The organism is Lentzea sp. NPDC054927, from assembly GCF_053610285.1.
Genome location: NZ_JBSGXZ010000003.1, coordinates 322284 through 349032 on the forward strand (window position 1 = coordinate 322284; position 26749 = coordinate 349032).

Below are 26749 nucleotides of genomic sequence, written 5' to 3' on the forward strand. Positions count from 1 at the left end.
CTGGCAGAATTTTTACACAACGGTCATCCGCAGGGACAAGGAATAAACGAAACTGTCATAGAACATTCGCATGAGGATCATTTGCAATGATCATCACGGATTAAAAAGGGCATGACAAATAGAGCATGCCTACTTCGTGCAATTCACTGGGCCAGATGCGGAAACCCGGTGCGCTACTTGCCCCCCTCGTTTTGCCCGATCACCCGCCCATCTGCTTGAGCACTGCGGCGAGGCTCGCTTGATCGATGTTGGCCAGCGGGAAGTCGGACGGAGTGACCCCGCCGGCACCCGACTGGCAGTGCTCGACCAGCTCGCGCAACACGGTCACGTATCGCGTTGCCAGCCGTTCGACCGTCGCCTGCCTGTGCACATTCGTGCTGAAGTACCACTCGACCAGCAGGCGGCCGTCCGCGGTTTGCTCGGCTTCGACCTGCAAAAGGTGCGATCGGTTCCCCTGTTCGTTCTCCGTCGGGCCGCACAGATCGGCGGACAGTTCCTTGCGGATCAGCCCGACCGCCTCGTCGCCCGCCGCGTCGAACGCACCTAGATAGTTGAACAACACAGGTCGTACGGGTGCGTTGACCAAACGGTCGTCACGTTCCAGATAGCGGAGAATCCCGTACCCGACACCGCGGCGCGGCACCGTGCGCAGCTGTTCCTTGACCGCCTTGATCAGCTCGCCGCTGTCGTGGAGGCGGTGGTGACGCAGACGCACCGGGAAGATCGACGTGAACCACCCGACGGTGCGGGACAGGTCGACGCCGTCGGCGATCGCCTCGCGGCCGTGGCTCTCGAGGTCGATCGTGACGTCGCCGGTGCCCGCCCACTCGCCCAAGGTCTTGAGCAGTGCGGCCAGCAGCAGGTCGTTGATCTGGGTCCGATAGGCCTTGTGCGCCTCGCCCAGCAACACTTCGGTCGACTTCGCGTCGAGCCACGTGCGCACGGTGTCGGCCGACGCCTCGGTGTTGGCACCGCCGCCGTCGACGGGCACCGCGGTGACCCGTTCGGTCTGCGCGGCCCAGTGGTCGCGTTCGGCGGCGGGGTTGTCGTGGTGCAGCACCTCGGCCCACTGCCGGAACGACGTCGTCTTCGGCCCGAGCGCTCCCCCGCTGTAGGCCGTGTCGAGGTCTTCCAGCAGGACGTTCCACGCCACGCCGTCCATGACGAAGTGGTGCGCGGTGAGCCCCAGCCAGGCCGGGGCGGCGCCCCGGTCGAAGTACAACGCGGCCACGAGCGGACCGTCCGCCAGGCGCAACGACGTCTGCGCTTCGGTCATGTGCGCGACGACCTCGTCGTCATCCCGGGCAGGGACGACTCGCAGGACCGGCGTCAACTCACCGTCGTTGTCCTGCACCCAGGTGTCCCCGTCCTGACGGAACCTGATGCGCAGGGCGTCGTGGTGGGCGACGACGGCGTCGAGTGCCCGCGCGAGCCGGTCCGGGTCGACGCCGGCCGCCAGCTCGAACACGCCCGACCAGTTCCAGTGGTCGCGGTCCGGGATGTCCTGCTCGACGAACCAGTGCTGGATCGGCGTGAGCGGGACAGGACCGGTGACCACACCCTGTTCGGCCAGCACGGCCTTGGGGGTGTCGCGCACGACAGGTGCGAGCTCGGCGATGGTCTGGTGGGCGAACACGTCCGCCACGTCCACGCCCCACCCCGCGGCGCGCACACGGGCGACGATCTGCAGGCTCAGGATCGAGTCGCCGCCGAGTTCGAAGAAGTTGTCGTGCACGCCGACGCGTTCCAGACCCAGCACCTGCGACCACACCGCCGCGAGAGTGTCCTCAATGGACGTTCGCGGCGCTTCGAAGACCTCGGCCGTCGTCTCGGGCTCCGGGTCGGGCAGGCCCTTGCGGTCGACCTTGCCGTTCGGCGTGAGCGGCAGCTTCTCCAGGGCCACGAACACCGACGGGACCAGGTAGTCCGGCACCCGCTCGCGCAACCAGGTCCGCAGGACCTTCGTGCTGAACTCGCCTTCCGCGACCACGTAAGCCACCAGGCGCTTGCCGCCGTGCGGGCCGCCATCACGGGCGACCACAACGACATCACGCACGTCGGGATGGTCGCCGATGACGATCTCGACCTCACCGGGTTCGACCCGGTAGCCGCGGATTTTCACCTGTTCGTCGACGCGGCCGAGGAACTCGATGGTCCCGTCCGCACGCCACCGCGCCCGGTCGCCCGTGCGGTACAGCCGGCCACCGGCCGAGCCGAAGACGTCCGGCACGAACCGTTCCGAGGTCAGGTCGGGCCGGTTCACGTAACCACGTGCCACACCCGGACCACCGACGAGCAGCTCACCCGGGACACCGACGGGTGCCGGGCGCATCGCGTCGTCGACGATGACGGCACGGGCGCCGGCGAGCGGTGTGCCGATGGGCACCACGGCCTGGGGGTGGTCGTCCGCGACCGGGTGGAAGATCGAGTCGATCGCCGCCTCGGTCACGCCGAACACGTTGCCCGGCACCGCGTTCGGCGCCACCTCAGCAACAGCAGTCGTCAACGCGTCATGCGTCCACATGTCCGTACCCGAGATCACCAGCCGCAACGACTCGACCGGCCCGGCCTCCCGGCAATGCGCAGCCAGATCGCGCAACAGCATGCCCGGCACGATCTCGGCGATCGCCACACCGTCATCAGAAAGCGTGCGGTGCAATGACTCCACAGACACGTGCTCGTCGTGCGGCAGGAACACCACGCTCTGCCCGAACGCCAACGCACGGGTCATGTCCCCGATCGACACGTCGAACCCAGGACCCGCCATCGACAACACCGGACCAGGTCCACCCAGCGCAACGAGTCCGTCGCGCCATCCCGCCACGTACGACGACAGCGCACCGTGGGTGACGGCCACACCCTTCGGCCGCCCGGTCGACCCCGACGTGTAGGCGATGTACGCCAACGCGTTCGGGTCGATCCGCACAGGCAGCGGGTCACGAACCGTGTCGTCCAGCACGAGCACTTCGCCGCCGAACGCCGCCAGCTCGCCGGCGAGTGCCTCGGTCGTGACCGCGGCGACCACACCGGCATCGGCCAGCAGGTACTCCAGGCGTTCGGCAGGAAGCCCCGGATTGATCGGCACGTACACGCCACCGGCCCGCAGCACGCCCTGGAAGGCCACCGCCAGCTCGATCCCGCGCGGTACCAGCACGGCAACCGGTGATTCCAGCGTCACACCGGCCTGGTGGAGACGCGCCGCCAAGCCAGAAGAACGGCCTTCCAGTTCAGCGAACGTCAGACGCTCATCGCCGCACTTCGCCGCCACGGCATTGCTATTCGCCCAGCCGTGGATCAGCTCGGGCACCGGCAGTTCGACCACCGGAGCCGGGGTTTCGCCCTGTGCCACCAGCTCAGCGGCCTGTTCCGGACGCTGCAACGGCAGGTCGGCGACAGCCAGCTCCGGCTCGTGCGCAACAGCGGTGAGGACGACGACGAGCTGGTCGAGCACGCGTTCGACGGTGGCGGTGTCGAACGCCGCCGTGGAGAACTCGGCCTCGATCTTGAGCGTGTCCTCCAGGTCGACCGCGAAGGTGAGCGGGTAGTTGCCCTGCTCCACCGACTCGACGGCGTCGGCCCAGTCCTCGCCGGTGTCGGCGGGTGCCTCCTCCTGCGGGTAGTTGCCGAACACGACGATGCTGTCGAACAACCCCCGGCCGTGCGGCACAGCGGACCACCGCTGCACGTCGACCAGCGGCGTGAACTCGAACCGTTGCAGCTGCACCTGGTTGTCCCGCAGCTCGTGCAACCACGCGGCGAACGGCACGTCCACCGGCACCACGGCCCGCACCGGCAGCGTGTTGATGAACAACCCGACCATCGACTCGACCCCGGCCAGCTCGGCCGGGCGCCCCGACACGGTCAGGCCGAACACCACGTCGTCCTCACCCGAACTCGCGGACAGGACCTTGGCCCACGCCGCCTGCACGACCGTCGACAACGTGACGCGCTCACGCCGGGCCAGCTCCACGAGCCTGCTCGTGACGTCCTCGTCGAGGTTCGTGCGCCGCCGCTCCTGGGAGTAGTGGCTCGCGGCCAGGCGGTCCACCGGCAGTGCCGTGGGCGCCTCGAAGCCGTCCAGGTAGGTGCGCCAGAACCCTTCGGTGGCAGCGAGATCGCGCTGGTCGAGCCAGGCGATGTAGTCGCGGTACGGACGCGCGGGCGGCAACGACTGCCGCTGGTAGGCGACGGACACCTCGTCCATCACGACCGGCAGGCTCCACCCGTCGCACAACCCCTGGTAGAGGCCCCACACCAGCCAGTTCTGCCCGTTGCCGCGGTCGACGAGGTACAGGCGCGTCAACGGCGGCCGGGCCAGGTCGAAGCCGAGCGCACGGTCGTCCGCCAGCAAGTCCTGCAACCGAACCTGTTGCGCCGCCTCGTCCAGACCCGACCAGTCCCGCAGCTCCAGCGGAACATCGACGTCGGCCAGCACGATCTGCACCGGCTCGCTGACGCCCTCCCACACGAACCCGCTCCGGAGCGCGGCGTGCCGGGCGATCACCTGACGCCAGGCACCGGCCAGCCGGTCGGCGTCGATCGGACCGGCCAGGTCGTAGACGCCCTGACCCCAGTAGAGCCCGTCCCCTTCCTGCGGGGCACCGACGACGCCGAACAACATGCCCGACTGCACCGGTGCCAGCCGGTAAACGTCCACAAGCGACGGACAGCGTCCCGTCAGCCCGTCGACCTCGTCCTGGGTGAGGGACGCCAACGGGAAGTCCGACGGCGTGAACCCACCAGCGGTCGACCGGCAATGCTCGACCAGCTCGCGCAACACCTCGACATACCGAGCCGCCACCCGTTCGATCGTGGCGGTGTCGTGGTTGTTGGTCGAGTGGAACCACTCGATCGACAAGCGTCCGTCAGCGGTCTGCTGCACCTCTAGCTGCACCAGGTGCGAGCGGGTCCCGCCTTCACCCTCGCTCGGCCCGGCCAGGTCGCCGTCCAACTCGCGGCGGATCAACCCGGCCGAGTCACCGGCACCGTCGTACGCCCCGAGGTAGTTGAACAGCACCGGCCGATCCGGTGCGCCGGCGAGTTCGTCCCGCAGCACGCCGTAGCCCACGCCACGGCGCGGCACCTCCCGCAGCTGTTCCTTCACCGACTTGATCGCCGCCGCCGGGTCACGTTCGTTGCTCAGCCGCACCGGGAAGATCGACGTGAACCACCCGACAGTGCGAGACAGGTCCGCGCCCTCACGGCCGTGGCTCTCCAGGTCGATGGTGACGTGGTCACCTCCGGCCCATTCCCCCAACGCCTGCGCCAACGCCGCCAGCAGCAGGTCGTTGCCTTGCGTGCGGTATGCCCTGTGCGCGTCGCCGAGCAGCGTCGCGGTCGTGTCCGCGTCCAGCCACGACTGCACGATCGCCTCGGACGCATCGGTGTTCGGACCGTTGCCGTCAGCCGGAAACGTGACCACATCCGCGGTCGCCGCAACCCAATGCTCACGTTCACCGCTGGCGTCGTCATCCTGCAGCTGCGACGCCCACTGCTGGAACGATGTCGTCTTCGGCGGGAGCTTTCCGCCGTTGTAGGCGGTGTCGAGGTCTTCCAGCAACACGTTCCACGACACCCCGTCCATCACCAGGTGATGCACGGTCAACCCAAGCCACGCAGGCTCATCACCGCGATCGAAGAACACAGCGGCGAGGAGCGGACCATCGGTCAGACGCAACGACTTCTGCGCGGCGGTCATCTCCGCGACGAAGTCGTCTTCGACGACACGCAGGAACCCGCCACCGTCGACCGGCGCGTTGTACTGGCTGTGCGGCGTGAACCGGATGCGCAGCGCATCGTGATGCGCGACAACGGCATCGAGTGCCCGGCTCAACCGAACCGGATCCGTGCCCGGCGCCAGTTCGAACACGCCCGACCAGTTCCAGTGGTCGCGGTTCGGGACGTCCTGTGCCAAGAACCAACGCTGGATCGGCGTCAGCGGAACCGGCCCGGTCACCACACCCTGCTCGGCCAGCGTCGCCGCCGGAGCGTCCCGCACCACCGACGCCAGCTCGGCCACCGACTGGTGGGCGAACACGTCGGCCACGTCGATGCCGAGTCCGGCCGCGCGAGCCCGAGCCACGATCTGCAGGCTCAGGATCGAGTCGCCACCGAGCTCGAAGAAGTTGTCGTGCACGCCAACGCGCTCAACACCCAGCACACCACCCCACACCGCCGCGAGCGTCTCCTCTGCAGCAGTCCGAGGCGCGACAAAAGCCTCTCCAACCGTCTCGGGCTCCGGGTCGGGCAAACCGCGCCGGTCGACCTTCCCGTTCGGGGTCAGCGGCAGCCGGTCCAGCGCCACGAACACGGACGGCACCAGGTAATCCGGCACCCGCTCGCGCAACCACGCCCGCAGGACCGTCGAGCTGAACTCACCTTCCGCAACGACGTACGCAACAAGCCGCTTACCGCCGTGCGGCCCACCATCCCGCGCCACCACAACGACATCACGCACGTCGGGGTGGTCACCGATGACGACCTCGACCTCACCGGGCTCGACCCGGTAGCCACGGATCTTGACCTGTTCATCGACCCGGCCCAGGAACTCGATGGTCCCGTCCGCACGCCACCGAGCCCGGTCACCGGTCCGGTAGAGCCGGCCACCTCCCGTGCCGAACACGTCGGGTACGAACCGTTCAGCGGTGAGGTCCGGGCGTCCCACATAGCCCTGGGCCACACCGGAACCACCGACCAGCAACTCACCCGGCACACCCACGGGCACCGGCCGCAACGACCCGTCCACGACGAACGCCTGCGCACCCGCGAGCGGAGTGCCGATCGGCACCACGGCGGCCGGATGATCCTCGCCCACCGGGTGGAAGATCGAGTCGATCGCCGCCTCGGTCACCCCGAACACGTTGCCCGGCACCGCATTCGGCGCCACCTCGGCCACCGCACCCGTCAACGCATCGTGCGTCCACATATCGGTGCCCGAGATCACCAGGCGCAGGCTCTCCGCCGGACCAGCAGTCCGGCAGTGCGCCGCCAGATCACGCAGCAGCATGCCCGGCACGATCTCGGCGATCGCCACGTCATGCGTGCGCAACGTGTGGTGCAGCGACTCCACCGACACGTGCTCGTCGTGCGGCAGGAACACCACCGTCTGACCGAACGCCAACGCCCGCGTCATGTCCCCGATGGACACGTCGAACCCAGGACCGGACATCGACAACACCGGTCCAGGCCCGCCCAGCTCGGCAAGCCCGTCGCGCCATCCCGCCACGTACGACGACAACGCGCCGTGCGTCACGGCGACACCCTTCGGCCGCCCGGTCGACCCCGACGTGTAAGCGACATACGCCACCGCATCCGGGTCGATCCGCACCGGCGCCATGTCGAGAACCGTGTCGTCCAGCACCAGAACCTCAACGAACCCAGCCAACTCAGCAGCCAGCGCCGCAGTCGTCACGGCAACTGTCGCGCCGACGTCAGCGAGCAGGAACGCGAGGCGTTCGGCGGGCAGGCCGGGGTTGATCGGCACGTACACGCCACCCGCGCGCAACACACCCTGGAACGCCACCGCCAGCTCGATCCCACGCGGCACGAGCACCGCAACCGGCGAGCCCACCGCCACCCCGGTCAGCTGGAGCCGAGCAGCAAGGCCATCGGCCCGCGCACCCAGTTCGGCGAACGTGATCCGTTCGTCGCCGCAGATCACCGCGACATCGGACGAGGTCCACCCGGCGATCAGATCCGGCACCGGCCGCTCGACCGCCGGCAGGCCAGTGCTGCCCCACGCCACGATCTCGGCAGCCTGGGCCGGGCGGTGCAGCGGAAGATCCTGGACCGCGAGGTCCGGCCGTTCGGCCACCGCGGTCAGCACGACCACCAACTGGTCGAGGACCCGTTCGATCGTGACCGCGTCGAACGCCGCCGTCGAGAACTCGGCCTCGATCTTGAGCGTGGCCTCCAGGTCGACCGCGAAGGTGAGCGGGTAGTTGCCCTGCTCCACCGACTCGGTGGCCTGCAACCAGTCCTCGCCCAGGTCCTCCGGCAGCTCCTCCTGCGGGTAGTTGCCGAACACCACGATGCTGTCGAACAGCGCACGACCGTGCGGCACCGCCGACCACCGCTGCACATCAACCAACGGCGTCCACTCGAACCGTTGCACCGCAACCTGGTTTTCCCGCAACGAGTGCAGCCACGACGTGAACGGCACGTCCGCGGGCACCACGGCCCGTACCGGCAGCGTGTTGATGAACAACCCGACCATCGACTCGACCCCGGCCAGTTCCGCCGGACGACCCGAGACAGTCAGGCCGAACACCACGTCGTCCTCGCCTGACGTCTCCGAGAGCACCTTGGCCCACGCAGCCTGCACGACCGTCGACAACGTCACGCGTTCACGTCGAGCCAACTCCACCAGCTTGGCCGTCACGCCGTCGTCCAGGTGCGTGCGCCGCCGGTCCTGCTCGTAGTGGCTGGCCGCCAACCGATCCACCGGCAACGGAGTCGGCGCCTCGAGCCCACCCAGGTAGGTGCGCCAGAAGGCTTCCGGCTCGGCCGGGTCACGCCCGTCCAGCCACGCGATGAAGTCCCGATAGGGCCGGGTGGGTTCGAGGGGGCTGCCTTGGTAGGCGGCGGACACCTCGTCCATCACCACGGGCAGGCTCCACCCGTCGCACAAACCCTGGTACAGCCCCCAAACCAGCCAGTTCTCCCCGTTGCCCCGGTCAACCACGTACAGGCGCATCAACGGCGGCCGAGCAAGGTCGAACCCGAGCGCACGGTCGTCCGCCAGCAACTCCTGCAACCGAACCTGTTGCGCGGCATCGTCCAGACCCGACCAGTCCCGCAGCTCCAGCGGAACATCGACGTCACCGAGCACGACCTGAACCGGCTCGGACACGCCCTCCCACACGAACCCGCTGCGCAGCGACGCGTGCCGGGCGATCACCACACGCCACGCCGCCGCAAACCGTGCCACGTCGATCGGACCAGCCAGGTCGTAGACGCTCTGCCCCCAGTAGAGGCCGTCGACGGGAGAACCCACAACGCCGAACAACATGCCCGACTGCACCGGCGACAACCGATAGACGTCCGCCAACGGACAGCGCACCGCGAGACCGTCGACCTCGCCCTGCGTCAGCGACGCCAACGGGAAGTCCGACGGCGTAGAACCCGAAACCCCCGACTGGCAATGCGCCACCAACTCGCGCAACACCTCGACGTACCGAGCCGCCACCCGTTCGACCGTGGCGGTGTCGTGCCGGTTGGTGGAGTGGAACCACTCGATGGACAGCCGACCGTCGGCAGCCTGTTGCACCTCGAGCTGCAACAGATGCGACCGGGTCCCGCCCTCGCCTTCGCTCGGGCCGGCAAGGTCACCGTCCAGCTCGCGACGGATCAACCCCGCCGAGTCGCCGGCGCCGTCGTACGCCCCGAGGTAGTTGAACAACACCGGCCTGTCCTGCACAGCGGCGAGATCGTCTCGCAGCAGGCCGTAGCCCACACCACGGCGTGGAACTGCCCGCAGTTCCTCCTTCACCGCCTTGATCGCCGCAGCGGGATCGTTGTGGTGACTCAACCGCACCGGATAGATCGACGTGAACCACCCGACCGTGCGCGACAGGTCCGCACCCTCACGGCCGTGGCTCTCCAAGTCGATGGTGACGTGATCACTGCCGGCCCACTCCCCCAACGTCCGGGCCAGAGCGGTCAACAGCAGATCGTGGCCCTGCGTGCGGTATGCCTTGTGCACCTCGCCGAGCAATGCCGCGGTCGTCCCGGCGTCCAGCCACGACTGCACGACGGCCTCGGACGCAGCGGAGTTCGGACCATCGCCATCGGCCGGAAGCGCAGCCACATCGGCGGTCGCCGCGACCCAATGCTCACGTTCGCCACTGGCGTCGTCGTCCTGCAGCTGCAACGCCCACTGCTGGAACGACGTCGTCTTCGGCCCGAGCAATCCGCCTTCATAGATCGTGGCCAGATCCTCCAGCAACACGTTCCACGACACGCCGTCCATCACCAGGTGATGCACGGTCAAACCAAGCCACGCAGACTCATCACCACGATCGAAGAACACGGCAGCAAGGAGTGGGCCATCGGCCAGCCGCAACGACTTCTGCGCCGCCGTCATCTCCGCGATCACGTCGCCTGAGGCGATGCGAAGGAATCCGCCACTCTCGACCGGCGCGTTGTGCTGACCGTCCGGCGTGAACCGGATCCGCAGCGCATCGTGGTGAGCGACAAGGGCGTCGAGTGCCCGGCTCAGCCGATCAGGGTCCGTGCCGGGCGCCAGTTCGAACATGCCCGACCAGTTCCAGTGATCCCGGTTCGGGATGTCCTGCTCCAGGAACCACCGCTGGATCGGCGTGAACGGCACCGGCCCGGTGACCGCATCCTGCTCCGCCAACGCAACCGCAGGCGCGCCCCGCACAGCGAGAGCGAGTTCGGCGACGGTCTGGTGGGCGAAGACGTCCGCCACCTCGACACCCAGACCTGCCTCGCGAACGCGCGCCACGATCCGCAAGCTCAGGATCGAGTCGCCACCGAGCTCGAAGAAGTTGTCTTGCACGCCAACGCGTTCGACGCCCAGCACCTGCGACCAGACAGCCGCCAGAGTCTCCTCGACGGACGTTCGGGGTGCCTCGTAGGCCTCAGCCGCCTCGGGCTCAGGATCGGGCAGTCCACGCCGGTCGACCTTGCCGTTCGGCGTGAGCGGCAGCCGATCCAGCGCAACGAACACCGATGGCACCAGGTAATCCGGCACTCGCTCACGCAACCACGCCCGCAACACCGAACCGCTGAACTCACCCTCCGCGACCACATAGGCCACTAGACGCTTGCCGCCGTCCGGCCCACCATCCCGAGCCACCACAACGACATCACGCACAGCAGGGTGATCGCCGATGACGACCTCGACCTCACCAGGCTCCACCCGATGACCACGGATCTTCACCTGTTCATCGACCCGGCCCAGGAACTCGATCGTGCCGTCCGCACGCCACCGCGCCCGGTCACCGGTCCGATAAAGCCGGCCACCCGTACCGAACACATCGGGCACGAACCGTTCAGCGGTCAGGTCCGGGCGTCCCACATAACCCTGCGCCACACCAGATCCGCCGACCAGCAGCTCACCCGGCACACCCACGGGCACCGGCCGCAACGACCCGTCCACCACAAAGGCCTGTGCACCGGCCAACGGCGTGCCGATCGGCACCACCGCCGCCGGGTGATCCTCGGTCACGGCGTGGAAGATCGAGTCGATGGCCGCCTCGGTCACCCCGAACACGTTGCCCGGCACCGCGTTCGGCGCCACCTCAGCAACAGCAGTCGTCAACGCGTCATGCGTCCACAGATCGGTGCCCGAGATCACCAGGCGCAGGCTCTGCACCGGACCGGCAGTCCGGCTGTACGCCGCCAAGTCACGCAACAACATGCCGGGAACGATCTCCGCGACCTCTACCTGGTGACCCACCAAGGTCTCGTGCAGCGACTCCACCGTCACGTGCTCGTCGTGCGGCAGGAACACCAAGCGCTGGCCGAACGCCAACGCACGGGTCATGTCCCCGATGGACACGTCGAACCCAGGACCCGACATCGACAACACCGTGCCCGGACCGCCCAGCGCGGCCAGTCCGTCACGCCAACCGGCCACATAGGACGACAGTGCGGCATGGGTCACCGCCACGCCCTTGGGCCGCCCGGTCGACCCGGACGTGTAAGCGATGTACGCCAACGCGGCGGGATCGACCGGCGGCAACGGCTCACCGGAGACCTCAGACCCGTCGTTCACCAGCACCACTTCGCCGGCGAACCCCGGCAGAGCCGACGTCGTGACCGCCGCGACCACACCGGCATCGGCCAGCAGGAACTCCAGACGTTCAGCAGGCAAACCAGGGTTGATCGGCACGTACACGCCACCCGAGCGCAGCACGCCCTGGAACGCCACCGCCAACTCGATCCCGCGCGGCAACAGCACGGCGACCGGCGACCCGACCGTCACACCGGCCCGGCGCAGTCGCCCGGCCAGGGCATCACCCCGAGCCCTCAACTCGGCAAACGTCAGCTCATCCTCACCGCACACCACGGCGACGTCAGACGAGACCCATCCGGCGATCAGCTCCGGCACCGGAAGCTCGACGGACGGCACCGGCGTGGCACCCCACGCCACCAACTCAGCCGCCTGCTCAGGACACTGCACCGGTACGTCCGCGACCGCCAGCTCGGGCCGCTCCGCCACCGCGGTCAGCACCACCGTGAGCTGGTCAAGAATCCGTTCAATCGTGACCGCGTCGAACGCAGCCGTGGAGAACTCGGCCTCGACCCGCAGCGTGCGCTCCAGGTCGACCGCGAAGGTGAGCGGGTAGTTGCCCTGCTCGACGGAGTCGGCGGCCTGCAAGCCGCCCAGGTCTTCCGGCAGCTCTTCCTGCGGGTAGTTGCCGAACACCACGATGGAGTCGAACAACGCGCGACCGTGCGGCACAGCCGACCAGCGCTGCACGTCCACCAACGGCGTGTACTCGAACCGTTGCACCGCAACCTGGTTGTCCTGCAACGAGTGCAACCAAGCGGCGAACGGCATGTCCGTCGGCACCACTGCCCGCACCGGCAGCGTGTTGATGAACAACCCGACCATCGACTCGACACCGGCCAGCTCGGCCGGACGACCCGACACGGTCAGGCCGAACATCACGTCGTCGTCACCCGAGTACGTCGACAGCAGCAGTGCCCACGCCGCCTGCACGACCGTCGACAGCGTCACGCGCTCGCGGCGGGCCAGCTCGGCCAGCTTGCCCGTGACGGTCTCGTCCAGGTGGGTCCGGCGGCGGTCCTGGTCGTAGTGGCTGCCCGCCAGCCGATCGACCGGAAGCGCCGTGGGAGCCTCGAAACCAGCCAGGTAGGTGCGCCAGAACCCTTCGGGCTCAGCCGAGTCGCGCCGGCCCAGCCAGGCGATGAAGTCCCGGTAGGAACGAACAGGCTCGAGCGACCGGCCCTGGTAGGTGGCGGACACCTCGTCCATGACGACCGGCAGGCTCCACCCGTCGCACAAACCCTGGTACAGCCCCCACACCAGCCACAACCGGCCCTCGCCGCGATCCACCAGGTACAGCCGCGTCAACGGCGGCGCCGCGAGGTCGAAGCCCAGCGCGCGGTCCTCGTCCAGGAGCACCCGCAGGCGTTCCTGCTGAGCAACGTCGTCGAGGTGAGACCAGTCCCGTTGCTCGAGCGGAACATCGACGTCCGCGAGCACGACCTGCACCGGTTCGCTGACGCCCTCCCACACGAACCCGCTGCGCAACGCCGCATGCCTGGCGATCACCGTTCGCCAGGCATCGGCAAGCCGCCGAGCGTCGAGCGGACCGGTCAGGTCGTAGACGCCCTGGCCCCAGTAGAGCCCGTCGACAGGGGAACCCGCGACACCGAACAACATGCCCGACTGCACCGGCGCCAACCGGTGCACGTCCACCAGCGGATAGCGCTCGGCGAGCCGGTCGACCTCGGGCTGGGCCAGCGACGCCAGCGGGAAGTCCGACGGCGTGAAGCCAGAGGCCCCGGACCGGCAATGCGCCACCAGCTCGCGCAACGCCTCGACATACCGCATGGCGACACGTTCGACGGTCGCGGTGGCGTGCCGGTGGTGGCTGAACAGCCACTCGATCCGCAGGCGTCCATCGGCGTCCTGCTGGGCTTCGATCTGCAGGACGTGCGACCGCGTCCCGCCAGCACCTTCACTCGGGCCGGCCAGCTCGGCGGGCAGCTCCCGGCGGATCAGCCCGAGCGAGTCGACGGCGTCGAAGGCACCGAGGTAGTTGAAGAGCACGGGACGATCCGGCGCATCGGCCAGATCACCCTGCAACCAGCGCAGCGCGCCATAGCCGACACCGCGGCGCGGCACGGCCCGCAGCTCCTCCTTGACGGCCTTGATCGCCGCCGCCGGATCGTTCTCACGCGTGAGGCGCACCGGGAAGATCGACGTGAAGTACCCGACCGTGCGCGACAGGTCCACCCCGTCGGCCACCGCCTCGCGGCCGTGGCTCTCCAGGTCCACCGTCACGTGTCCGGTGCCGGCCCACTCCCCCAACGCCTGGGCGAGCGCGGCCAGCAGCAGGTCGTTGCCCTGCGTGCGGTAGGCGCGGTGGGCGTCGCCCATCAGCGCGGCGGTGGTGTCGGCGTCCAGCCACGACCGCACGACACCGGCCGAGTCCTCGGTGTTCGGACCGTCGTCGTCCTGCGGCAGTTCCACCACGTCCGCGGTCTGGGCCAGCCAGGTCTCGCGCTCCGCCTGTGCGTCCAGCTCGTGCAGGACCCCGGCCCACTGCTGGAACGACGTCGTCTTCGGCCCGAGCTCCCCGCCTGCGTAGGCCGTGTCGAGGTCCTCCAACAGGACGTTCCACGACACCCCGTCCATCACCAGGTGATGCACGGTCAAACCAAGCCACGCTGGCTCGTCACCGCGGTCGAAGAACCGCGCCGCCAAGAGCGGACCATCGGCCAGACGCAACGACTCCTGTGCCGCCGTCATCTCCGCGACCACGTCCCCTGCGGCAACGCGCAGGAACCCGCCACCGTCGACCGGCGCGTTGTACTGGCTGTCCGGCGCGAACCGGATCCGCAACGCGTCGTGGTGCGCCACCACCGCATCGAGCGCCCGGCCCAGGCGATCAGGATCGGTGCCGGCGGCCAGTTCGAACATGCCCGACCAGTTCCAGTGGTCCCGGTTCGGGATGTCCTGCGCCAGGAACCAGTGCTGGATCGGGGTCAGCGGAACAGGTCCGGTCACCACACCCTGTTCAGCCAGGGTCACCGCAGGCGCGTCCCGCGCGACGCCCGCCAGCGCCGCGATCGTCTGATGGGCGAACACGTCCGCCACGTCGACACCCAGACCGGCCGCACGGACGCGGGCGACGATCTGCAGGCTCAGGATCGAGTCGCCGCCGAGTTCGAAGAAGTTGTCGTGCACGCCAACACGTTCGACGCCCAGCACCCCACTCCACACCGCTGCGAGGGTCTCCTCGGCAGCGGTCCGGGGCGCGACATAGGCCTCGCCGGTCGTCTCGGGCTCGGGATCGGGCAGTCCGCGCCGGTCGACCTTGCCGTTCGGCGTGAGCGGCAGTCGATCCAGCGAGACGAACACCGACGGCACCAAGTAATCCGGCACCCGCTCACGCAACCACGAACGCAACGCCGAACCGCTGAACTCACCTTCCGCAACGACATACGCGACAAGACGCTTACCGCCGTGCGGACCACCATCCCGCGCCACCACAACGACATCACGCACATCAGGGTGATCACCGATGACCACCTCGACCTCACCAGGCTCGACCCGGTAACCACGGATCTTCACCTGCTCGTCGACACGACCCAGGAACTCGATGGTCCCGTCCGCACGCCACCGCGCCCGGTCACCGGTCCGATAGAGCCGACCGCCGGCACCGAACACATCGGGGATGAACCGCGCCGCGGTCAGGTCAGGACGTCCGAGGTAGCCGCGCGCCACACCAGCACCACCGACCAGCAGCTCGCCGGGAACACCGACCGGCACCGGCCGCAGCGCGGAATCGACGACGACAGCACGGGCACCGGCAAGCGGAGTACCGATCGGTACCACCGCCGCCCGGTGATCATCCGTGACCGCGTGGAAGATCGAGTCGATGGCCGCCTCGGTCACCCCGAACACGTTGCCCGGCACCGCGTTCGGCGCCACCTCAGCAACAGCAGTCGTCAACGCGTCGTGCGTCCACATGTCCGTACCCGAGATCACCAGCCGCAACGACTTGATCGGCCCGGCCTCCCGGCAATGCGCAGCCAGATCGCGCAACAGCATGCCCGGCACGATCTCCGCGACCTCGACCTCGTGCTCCACCAACGTGGCGTGCAACGACTCCACCGACACGTGCTCGTCATGCGGCAGGAACACCACGCGCTGGCCGAACGCCAACGCCCGCGTCATGTCCCCGATGGACACGTCGAAACCGGGCCCTGACATGGACAACACCGTGCCGGGTCCACCCAGCGCGGCCAGGCCATCGCGCCAGCCGGACACGTACGACGACAGCGCGGCATGGGTCACCGCCACGCCCTTCGGGCGACCAGTCGATCCGGAGGTGTACGCGATGTACACCAACGCGGCGGGATCGACCGGCGGCAACGGCTCACCGGAGACCTCGGACACGTCGTTCACCAGCACCACTTCGCCGGTGAACCCCGGCAGAGCCGACGCCGTGACCACGGCGACCACACCGGCGTCGGCCAGGAGGAACTCCAGGCGTTCAGCAGGAAGCCCCGGGTTGATCGGCACGTACACGCCACCCGAGCGCAGCACGCCCTGGAACGCCACCGCCAACTCGATCCCGCGCGGCAACAGCACGGCGACCGGCGACTCCACCGTCACACCGGCCCGTTGAAGCCGTGCAGCCAATGCATCCGCCCGCGCGTCCAACTCGGCGAACGTCAGTCGCTCATCACCACACACCACGGCAACGGCATCGGTGTCAGCCCAGCCGTGGATCAGCTCAGGCACAGACGCCTCAACGGCCGGAACGGGAGTCTCTCCCCACGCCACGAGCTCAGCGGCCTGTTCCGGACGCTGCAACGGCACGTCCACGACCGCCAGCTCCGGCCGCAACGCCACCGCGGTCAGCACGACGACCAGCTGGTCGAGGATCCGCTCGACGGTGACCGCGTCGAACGCCGCCGTGGAGAACTCCGCCTCGATGCGCAGCGTGCGTTCCAGGTCGACCGCGAAGGTGAGCGGGTAGTTGCCCTGCTCCACCGAGTCGACGCCCGCGTATCCCTCGGGGACGGCGGCCGGGTCGTCCGGCAGCTCCTGGTGAGGGTAGTTGCCGAACACGACGATGGAGTCGAACAACGCGCGGCCACCCGGAACGGCAGACCAGCGCTGCACATCCACCAACGGCGTGTACTCGAACCGTTGCACCGCAACCTGATTGTCCTGCAACTCGCGCAGCCACGACGTGAACGGCACGTCCATGGGCACGACAGCCCGCACCGGCAGCGTGTTGATGAACAACCCGACCATCGACTCCACGCCGACCAGGTCACCTGGCCGACCAGAGACGGTCAGGCCGAACACCACGTCGTCCTCGCCCGAGGTCTCCGCGAGCACCTTGGCCCACGCCGCCTGCACGACCGTCGACAACGTGACGCGCTCACGCCGAGCCAGCTCGACCAGCCTGGCGGTCACGCTCTCGTCCAGCCGCGTGCGCCGCCGGTCCTGCGCGTAGTGGCTGGTCGCCAACCGATCCACCGGCAACGGCGTCGGTGCCTCGAACCCGTCCAGGTTTCTGCGCCAGAACTCCTCGGACTCGTCCGGATCACGCCCGTCCAACCAGGCGATGAACTCGCGGTACGACCGCGCCGGAGCAAGGGATTCGCCGTCGTACGCGGCGAACACCTCGTCCATCACCACGGGCAGACTCCACCCGTCGCACAAACCCTGGTACAGACCCCACACCAGCCACAACCGGCCCTCGCCCCGGTCCACCAGGTACAGCCGCATCAACGGCGGCGCCGCCAGATCGAAGCCCAGCGCCCGATCCTCGGCCAGCAACTCCCGCAGCCGCACCTGCTGGGCATCGCCGTCCACATCGGACCAGTCGTAGGTCGTCAGCGGCACGTCGACATCAGCCAGCACAACCTGAACCGGTTCGCCGACGCCCTCCCACACGAACCCGCTGCGCAACGCGGCATGCCGGGCGATCACCGACCGCCAGACACCGGCCAGCCGGTCGGCGTCGATCGGGCCGGCCAGGTCGTAGATGCTCTGCCCCCAGTAGAGGCCGTCGACGGGAGAACCCACGACACCGAACAACATGCCCGACTGCACCGGCGACAACCGATAGACGTCCGCCAACGGATAGCGCACCGCAAGCCCGTCGACCTCGTCCTGCGTCAACGACGCCAGCGGGAAGTCCGACGGCGTCGAACCAGAAACTCCGGACTGGCAATGCGTCACCAGCTCGCGCAACGCCTCGACATAACGATCCGCGACCCGCGACACGGTTCCGGACTCGTGCAGGTTCGTGCTGTGCAGCCAATCGATCCGCAGACGGCCGTCGTCCGCACGCACCACCTCGAGCTGGATCGGGTAGGCCCTGGTCCCGCCAGGCCCCTGCATCGGACCGGCCAGCTCAGCCGGGAGCTCCCGGCGGATCAGGCCGACCGAGTCGACGGCGTCGAACGCGCCGAGGTAGTTGAACAACACGGGACGATCAAGCGCACCAGCCAACTCACCCTGCGACCAGCGCAACAAGCCATAGCCGACACCGCGGCGCGGCACCGCCCGCAGCTCCTCCTTGACCGCCTTCACCGTCGCACCGGGATCGGCGTGCCGGCTCAACCGGACCGGGAAGATCGACGTGAACCAGCCGACCGTGCGCGACAGGTCCAGGCCTTCGCGGCCGTGGCTCTCCAGGTCGACCGTGACGTGGTCAGTCCCGGCCCACTCGCCCAGGACGGTCGCCAGGGCGGCCAGCAACAGGTCGTTGGCCTGCGTCCGATAAGCCTTGTGCGCCTCGCCGAACAGCGCGGCGGTGGTGTCGGCGTCCAGCCAGGTGCTCACCACGGCGCCGGACGCCTCGGTGTTGGGGCCGTCGCCGTCGATCGGCAGCGCGACCACGTCCGACGTCGCCGCGACCCAGTGGTCCCGTTCGCCACCGGCCTCCAGCTCCAGCAGGTGCTCGGCCCACTGCTGGAACGAGGCCGTCTTGGGCCCCAACGCCTCGGACCGGTACGCGGTGTCGAGGTCCTCCAACAGGACGTTCCACGACACCCCGTCCATCACGAAGTGGTGGACGGTCAAACCAAGCCACGCAGGCTCATCACCGCGATCGAAGAACACGGCCGCCACCAGCGGACCATCGGCCAGCCGCAACGACTTCTGCGCCGCAGTCATCTCCGCGACCACGGCCTCGTCGCCCTCGACGACCCTCAGCAGGTCCGCGGCCTCGATCCCGGCGTTGAACTGACCATCGGGCGAGAACCGGATCCGCAGCGCGTCGTGGTGCGCGACGAGGACGTCGAGCGCCTGACCCAACCGCACCGGGTCGGTACCGGAGGCGAGTTCGAACACGCCCGACCAGTTCCAGTGATCGCGGTCGGGAATGTCCTGTGCCAGGAACCAGTGCTGGATCGGTGTCAACGGCACCGGACCGGTGACCACACCCTGCTCGGCCAACGAGACCACAGGGGTGTCGCGCACGGCGAGAGCGAGTTCGGCGATGGTCTGGTGGGCGAACACGTCCGCCACGTCGATGCCCAGATCCACGGCCCGAACACGAGCGACGATCTGCAGACTCAGGATCGAGTCCCCACCCAGCTCGAAGAAGTTGTCGTGCACGCCGACGCGCTCGACACCCAGCACGCCACTCCACACCGCGGCCAGCGTTTCCTCAACGGCGGTCCGAGGCGCGACATAGGTCTCGCCGGTCGTCTCGGGTTCAGGATCGGGCAGACCGCGCCGATCGACCTTCCCGTTCGGCGTGAGAGGCAACCGATCCAGCGCCACGAACACCGACGGCACCAGGTAGTCCGGCACCCGCTCACGCAACCACGAACGCAACGCCGAACCGCTGAACTCACCTTCCGCAACGACATACGCCACGAGGCGCTTACCGCCGTGCGGCCCACCATCACGAGCCACCACAACGACATCACGAACGGCAGGGTGATCGCCGATGACGACCTCGACTTCACCAGGCTCAACCCGGTAACCACGGATCTTCACCTGCTCATCGACCCGTCCGAGGAACTCGATGGTGCCGTCCGCACGCCACCGAGCCCGGTCTCCGGTGCGATACAACCGACCACCGGCCGCGCCGAACACATCCGGCACGAACCGTTCCGCGGTCAGGTCCAGCCGGCCCACATAGCCCTGCGCCACACCGGAACCACCGACCAGCAGCTCACCGGGAACACCCACCGGCACCGGCCGCAGCGCGGAATCGACGACAACAGCACGAGCACCGGCCAGTGGAGTACCGATCGGCACCACCGCGGCCGGATGATCGTCACCGACCGGGTGGAAGATCGAGTCGATCGCCGCCTCGGTCACCCCGAACACGTTGCCGGGCACCGCGTTCGGCGCCACCTCGGCCACCGCGGTCGTCAACGCGTCATGCGTCCACATGTCCGTACCCGAGATCACCAGGCGCAACGACTTGATCGGCCCGGCCTCCCGGCAATGCGCGGCCAGATCGCGCAACAGCATGCCCGGCACGATCTCCGCGACCTCGACCTCGTGATCCACCAAGGTCTCGTGCAGCGACTCCACCGTCACGTGCTCGTCGTGCGGCAGGAACACCACCGTCCGCCCGAACGCCAACGCCCGCGTCATGTCCCCGATGGACACGTCGAAGCCGGGGCCGGACATCGACAGCACCGTGCCCGGACCACCCAGCTCGGCGAGCCCTTGCCGCCATCCCGCCACGTACGACGACAACCCCGCGTGCGTCACCGCGACGCCCTTCGGCCGCCCCGTCGAGCCGGACGTGTAAGCGATGTACGCCAACGAATCCGGCGACACCACCACGGGCTCGGCATGACCGGCGGAGTCGTCGAGGACGATCACCTCAACTGCTGAACCGACCAGCTCACCGGCCAGCGCCGCAGTCGTGACGACGGCGACCGCGCTCGCGTCCGCTAGCAGGAACTCCAGGCGTTCAGCAGGAAGCCCGGGGTTGATCGGCACGTACACGCCACCGCTGCGCAACACGCCCTGGAAGGCAACAGCCAGCTCGATCCCGCGCGGCACCAGCACCGCCACCCGCGAGCCCACCGTCACGCCGGCCTGCTGAAGCCGTCCGGCCAGTGCGTCGGCCCGAGTGCCCAGCTCGGCGAACGTGAGCCGGTCATCGCCGCAGATCGCCGCGAGCTCGGACGAGGCCCACCCCGCGATCAGGTCCGGCACCGGCCGTTCGGTCGCGGGCTCGGGAGTCTCGCCCCACGCCACCAGCGCCGCCGCCTGCTCCGGCCGCTGCAAGGGCACGTCCCGGACCATCAGGTCCGGCTGCTCGGCCATCGCGGTGAGCACGACCACGAGCTGGTCGAGCACGCGTTCCACCGTGGCCGCGTCGAACGCGGCGGTGGAGAACTCGGCTTCGACCTTGAACGTCGTGTCCACGTCGACCGCGAAGGTGAGCGGGTAGTTGCCCTGCTCCACCGAGTCGAGCAGCGGCGACAGTTCGAAGTCGGCGACACGGGTCTGCGCGCCGGGGTAGTTGCGCAGCACGACGATGCTGTCGAACAGCGCACGGCCGCCCGGCACCGACGACCAGCGTTGCGCGTCGACCAGCGGGGTGTACTCGAACCGTTGCAGCGCGGCCTGGTTGTCCCGCAACTCGCGCAGCCACGACGTGAACGGCACGTCCGCGGGCACCACGGCCCGCACCGGCAAGGTGTTGATGAACAGGCCCACGGTCGACTCGACGCCGGCCAGCTCGGGCGGGCGACCGGACACGGTCAGGCCGAAGACCACCTCGTCCTCGCCCGAGGTCGCCGACAGCACCTTGGCCCACGCGGCCTGCACCACCGCCGACAACGTCACGCGTTCGCGGCGGGCCAGGTCGACGATCTTGGCCGTGACGTCCGCGTCCAGCGCGGTCCGCCGCCGGTCCTGCGCGTAGTGGCTGGCCGCCAGCCGATCCACCGGCAACGGCGTCGGCGCCTCGAACCCGGCCAGGTAGTTCTGCCAGAACCCCTTGGACTCGTCCGGATCACGCCCGTCCAGCCAGGCAATGAACTCGCGGTACGACCGCACCGGCGCCAAAACCTCGCCGTCATAGGCGGCGAGCACCTCGTCCATCACGACGGGCAGACTCCACCCGTCGCACAAACCCTGGTACAGCCCCCAAACGAGCCAATGCTGCCCGCAACCCCGATCAACGAGGTACAGGCGCGTCAACGGCGGCGCCGCCAGATCGAAGCCCAGCGCCCGATCCTCCGCCAGCAGCTCCTGCAACCGGGCGTGCTGGGTGTCCCCGTCGAGGCTGGACCAGTCGCGCAGCTGCAGCGGAACCTCGACATCGGCCAGCACGACCTGCACCGGTTCGCTGACGCCTTCCCAGACGAACCCGCTGCGCAACGCCGCCTGGCGCGCGATCACCGACCGCCACGCGCCGGCGAGCCGGTCCGCGTCGACGGTACCGGTGAGCTCGTAGACGCCCTGGCCCCAGTAGAGCCCGTCGCCTTCTGCCGGGGCACCCACGACCCCGAACAACATGCCCGACTGCACCGGCGCCAACCGGTACACGTCCGCCAGGCCGGGGAACCGCGTCGCGAGCCGGTCGACCTCGTTCTGCGCCAACGAAGCAAGCGGGAAGTCCGACGGCGTCAGACCGGAGACCCCGGACTGGCAGTGCGCGACCACCGCCTCCAGCTCCCGCTGGTAAGCCTCCGCCAGCCGTTCGACGGTCGCCGCCTCGTGCAGGTCGGCGCTGTAGTGCCACTCGATCTGCAACTCGCCGTCGGCGGTGCGAGTGACCTCGAGGTTCAGCACGTGGGACCGGGTGCCGCGGCCGGCCGTCGCGGCGCCCCGCAGGGTCGCGGGCAGCTCGTTGCGCAGCAGATCCCCGGTGCTCGCAGCGGATCCCAGGTAGTTGAACAGCACCGGACGATCCGGCGCGCCGACCAGTTCTCCATGCAACCAGCGCAACGCGCCATAACCAACACCACGGCGTGGAACGGCCCGCAGCTGTTCCTTGACCGACTTCACGGTCGCGCCGAGATCTTCGTGCCGACTCAGCCGCACCGGGAAGATCGACGTGAACCAGCCGACCGTCCGCGACAGGTCGACCCCGGCGGCGATCGCCTCGCGGCCGTGGCTCTCCAGGTCGATGGTCAGCTCATCGCTGCCAGCCCACGGACCCAGCGTCCGCACCAGCGCGGCCAGCAGCAGATCGTTGCCCTGTGTGCGATACGCCTTGTGCGCGTCGCCCAGCAACGCGGCCGTCGTCCCGGCGTCCAGCAGCGTCGTGTGAATCCGGGCGGACCGCTCGTCGTTGAGCCCGTCGCCGTCGACCGGCAGCGCAATCACGTTCGCCGTGGCCGCGGCCCAGTGCTCCCGTTCGCCGCTGGGGTCGAACTCCTGGAGCTGTTCGGCCCACTGCTGGAACGAGGTCGTCTTCGGCCCCAACGCTTCCGAGCGATACGCGGTGCCGAGATCCTCCAACAAGACGTTCCACGACACGCCATCCATCACCAGGTGGTGGACGACCAGACCCAGCAAGGCGGGCTGGTCGCCACGATCGAAGAAGACGGCCGCCACCAGCGGGCCATCGGCCAGCCGCAACGACTTCTGCGCCGCGGTCATCTCCCCAACCACGTCGTCGCCCTCGACCACCCGCAGCAGCTCGGCGGTCTCGATCCCGGCGTTGTACTGGCCACCGGACGAGAACCGGATGCGCAGCGCGTCGTGATGGGCGACCAGGACACCGAGCGCCTCGGCGAGCCGATCGGCGTCGGTGCCCGGTGCCAGCTCGAACACGCCCGACCAGTTCCAGTGGTCGCGATCGGCGATGTCCTGGTTCACGAACCAGTGCTGGATCGGCGTCAACGGCACCGGACCGGTGACCACACCCTGCTCCGCCAACGTCACCACAGGCGTGTCGCGAACGACGGCCGCGAGCTCGGCGACGGTCTGGTGAGACAGCACGTCGGCCACGTCGACGCCGAGACCGGCCGCGCGGACTCGGGCGACGATCTGCAGGCTCAGGATCGAGTCGCCGCCGAGTTCGAAGAAGTTGTCGTACACACCAACACGTTCGATCTTCAACACCTGCGACCACACCGTCGCCAGCACGTCCTCAACGGACGTTCGAGGTGCCTCGTAGGCTTCGGCCGCCTCGGGCTCGGGGTCGGGCAGACCCCGGCGGTCGACTTTGCCGTTCGGCGTCAGCGGAAGCCGATCCAGCGCCACGAACACCGACGGCACCAGGTAGTCCGGCACCCGCTCACGCAACCACGAACGCAACGCCGAACCGCTGAATTCACCTTCCGCAACGACATAGGCGGCGAGCCGCTTACCGCCGTGTGGGCCACCATCCCGTGCCACCACAACGACATCACGAACTGCAGGGTGGTCACCGATGACGACCTCGACCTCACCAGGCTCGACCCGGTAACCACGGATCTTGACCTGCTCGTCGACCCGGCCGAGGAACTCCAGCTCACCGTCGGCCCGCCACCGCGCCCGGTCACCAGTCCGGTACAGCCGCCCGCCGGATGCGCCGAACACGTCCGGCAGGAACCGCTCCGACGTCAGATCCGGGCGGCCCACATATCCGCGCGCCAGACCCGAACCACCGACCAGCAGCTCGCCCTCGACGCCCACGGGCACCGGCCGCAGCAGGCCGTCGACGACGAACGTGTCGACCCCGGCCAGCGGCCCGCCGATCGGGACGACCTCACCCGCGTGCTCCGGGCTCGCCGTGACCGGGTGGAAGATCGAGTCGATCGCGGCCTCGGTCACGCCGAAGACGTTGCCCGGCAAAGCATTGGGCGCAACCTCCGCAACGGCCGACACGAGCGCGTCGTACGTCCACATGTCGGTGCCCGAGATGACCAGGCGCAGCGACTCGACCGGGCCCGCCTCACGGCAATGGGCGGCGAGATCGCGCAGGAGCATGCCGGGCACGATCTCGGCGACCTCGACGTCGTGGTCGGCCAGCGTGCGGTGCAGGGAGTCGACCGACACGACCTCGTCGTGCGGCAGGAACACCACCGTCTGCCCGAACGCCAGCGCACGCGTCATGTCACCGATGGAGACGTCGAACCCAGGGCCCGACATCGACAGCACGGTGCCGGCGCCGCCCAGCGGTTCGAGCGCCTCACGCCAGCCGACCACGTAGGACGACAACGCGGCATGCGTCACCGCCACGCCCTTGGGCCGGCCCGTGGAGCCTGACGTGTAGGCCACGTACGCCAGCGCGTTCGGATCGATGCGCACCGGAGTCGCCTCGGCAGCCGGAGACGCGTCCTCCAGCACCAGCACCTCGCCGGCGAACCCGGCCAGCTCATCGGCCAGAGCCGCGGTCGTGACCGCGACCGTCGCACCGACGTCCCCCAGCAGGAATGCCAGACGTTCCGCAGGAAGCCCGGGGTTGATCGGCACGTACACGCCACCGCTGCGCAGCACACCGTGGAAAGCCACCGCCAGCTCGAGCCCTCGTGGCACCAGCACCGCCACCGCGGACTCCACGGTCACTCCGGCCTGCTGGAGCCTGGCGGCGAGCGCGTCAGCCCGCTCCCCGAGTTCGCCGAAGGAGAGCCGGTCCTGGCCGCACACGACTGCGGGCGACTCGGGACTGGTCTCGACGTAGCTCGCGACGAGGTCGGGAACGATCGCAGCGACACCCTGCGCGACCCTCGTTCCCCAGCGCCGGGTGACCCGTGAGTCCACTGTGGACACCGGCACCGGACCGTCCACCGGACCGCGAGCGAGCTGGTCGAGCAGGTCCAGGAACCGTTCCTCGTGCAGTGCCAGTTCGGCACCGGCGGCCACGCCGTCCTCGACGTCGACGTCCAGCCACGCCTGATCACCGAGCGACCAGCCGTAGGTGGTGACGGTGAGGTCGCGGATGGGACCGACGGCCAGGTTGCGGGGCACGTCGGCGTGCAGGTCGGGACCGAAGCGCGGCGGCCGGTTGAAGTCGACCACGTTGAGCGTGGGACCGAACCAGGCGCCGTTGCCGGCGACCCCGAGCTTCCGCGCCAGGTCCTCACCCCGATACCGCGACCGGGTGGCGTTCTCGGCCAGCCGCGCGGTGGTGGCGCTGGTCAACTGCCGAACCGTCGCGCCGTCCGGCACGTGCAGGACCACCGGTGCGACGTTGGCCAGCAGGCCGGGGGTCGCGCGGGCCAGCGGACTGCGCCGGGCAGCCGTGGGGAGGCTGAACACCACGTCGTCGCGGTCCACCAGCTGTCGCTGGTAGGCGGCGAACGCCGAGACGAGGAAGTGCGGAACGCGCATGCCCAGTTCGGCGCAGCGTTCGAGAACGGCGCCGCGCAACGCCCCGTCGACGGCGACCGTGCGCCGCCGTGACGGCCGCTGCCGTTCAGGACGGCGTTCGGCGTCGCGGCCCAGCACCGCGTCCGCGACCGAGTCGAGCCAGTACCTCTCGTCGGCCGCCCGGTCCGCGGACCGTTGGTAGGCCTCGTCTTCTGCCACGACATCGGCCCAGGAACCGAAGTACCGGGGCCGGTGCGCGCCGGAGTAGACCTCCGCGACGCGTTGGGTGAGCAGGGCGAACGAGAAGATGTCCGAGATGAGGTGGTGCGACCGGTGGTACCACCAGTGCTCCTCGTCGGCGACGCGCAGCAACGCCCACCGCCACAGCGGCGCCACCCGGTGGTCGATCGGCCGGGCGCCGTCGGCGTGCATCCACGCCTCGGCCGCACCCGCCGGATCGTCCTGCGCACGGAGATCCACCACCGGCATGACCTCGGCGGGCAGCTCGCCGGCGAACGCCTGCCACGGCGCACCGTCCGCGTGCTCACCGAAGAACAGCCGATGCACGTCGGCTTCCTGGGCCACGACACGAGCGCTGGCCTGCAGGAGTTCCTCGTCGACAGGCCCGTGCAGCACGACGTACTGGGCAGGGTTGAACTCCGGAGTCCCCCCGAGCAACTCGGCCGACAGCCACATGTGCAACTGCGCCGCTGTCAGCGAGTACCGGACGTTAGGCTCACGCCGCTCAACCACTGAACCACTCCTTCTGACCGGTGACCCCCCGTCACTGCACGAGTGGGTTGATGTGCCGCTGTCTGGACGTGCGAAAAC

1 protein-coding gene is annotated in these 26749 nt (G+C 69.0%); it reads right to left on the bottom strand.

Going from position 1 to position 26749, the window contains the following annotated elements; translation table 11 throughout:
* Window positions 1-199: 199 nt before the first annotated feature.
* Window positions 200-26671 carry a non-ribosomal peptide synthase/polyketide synthase gene (locus tag ACWGE0_RS07700; protein WP_452260128.1) on the bottom strand — a complete coding sequence of 8824 codons (26472 nt, stop codon included), beginning with the start codon at window positions 26669-26671 and terminating at the stop codon, window positions 200-202.
* Window positions 26672-26749 lie beyond the last annotated feature (78 nt).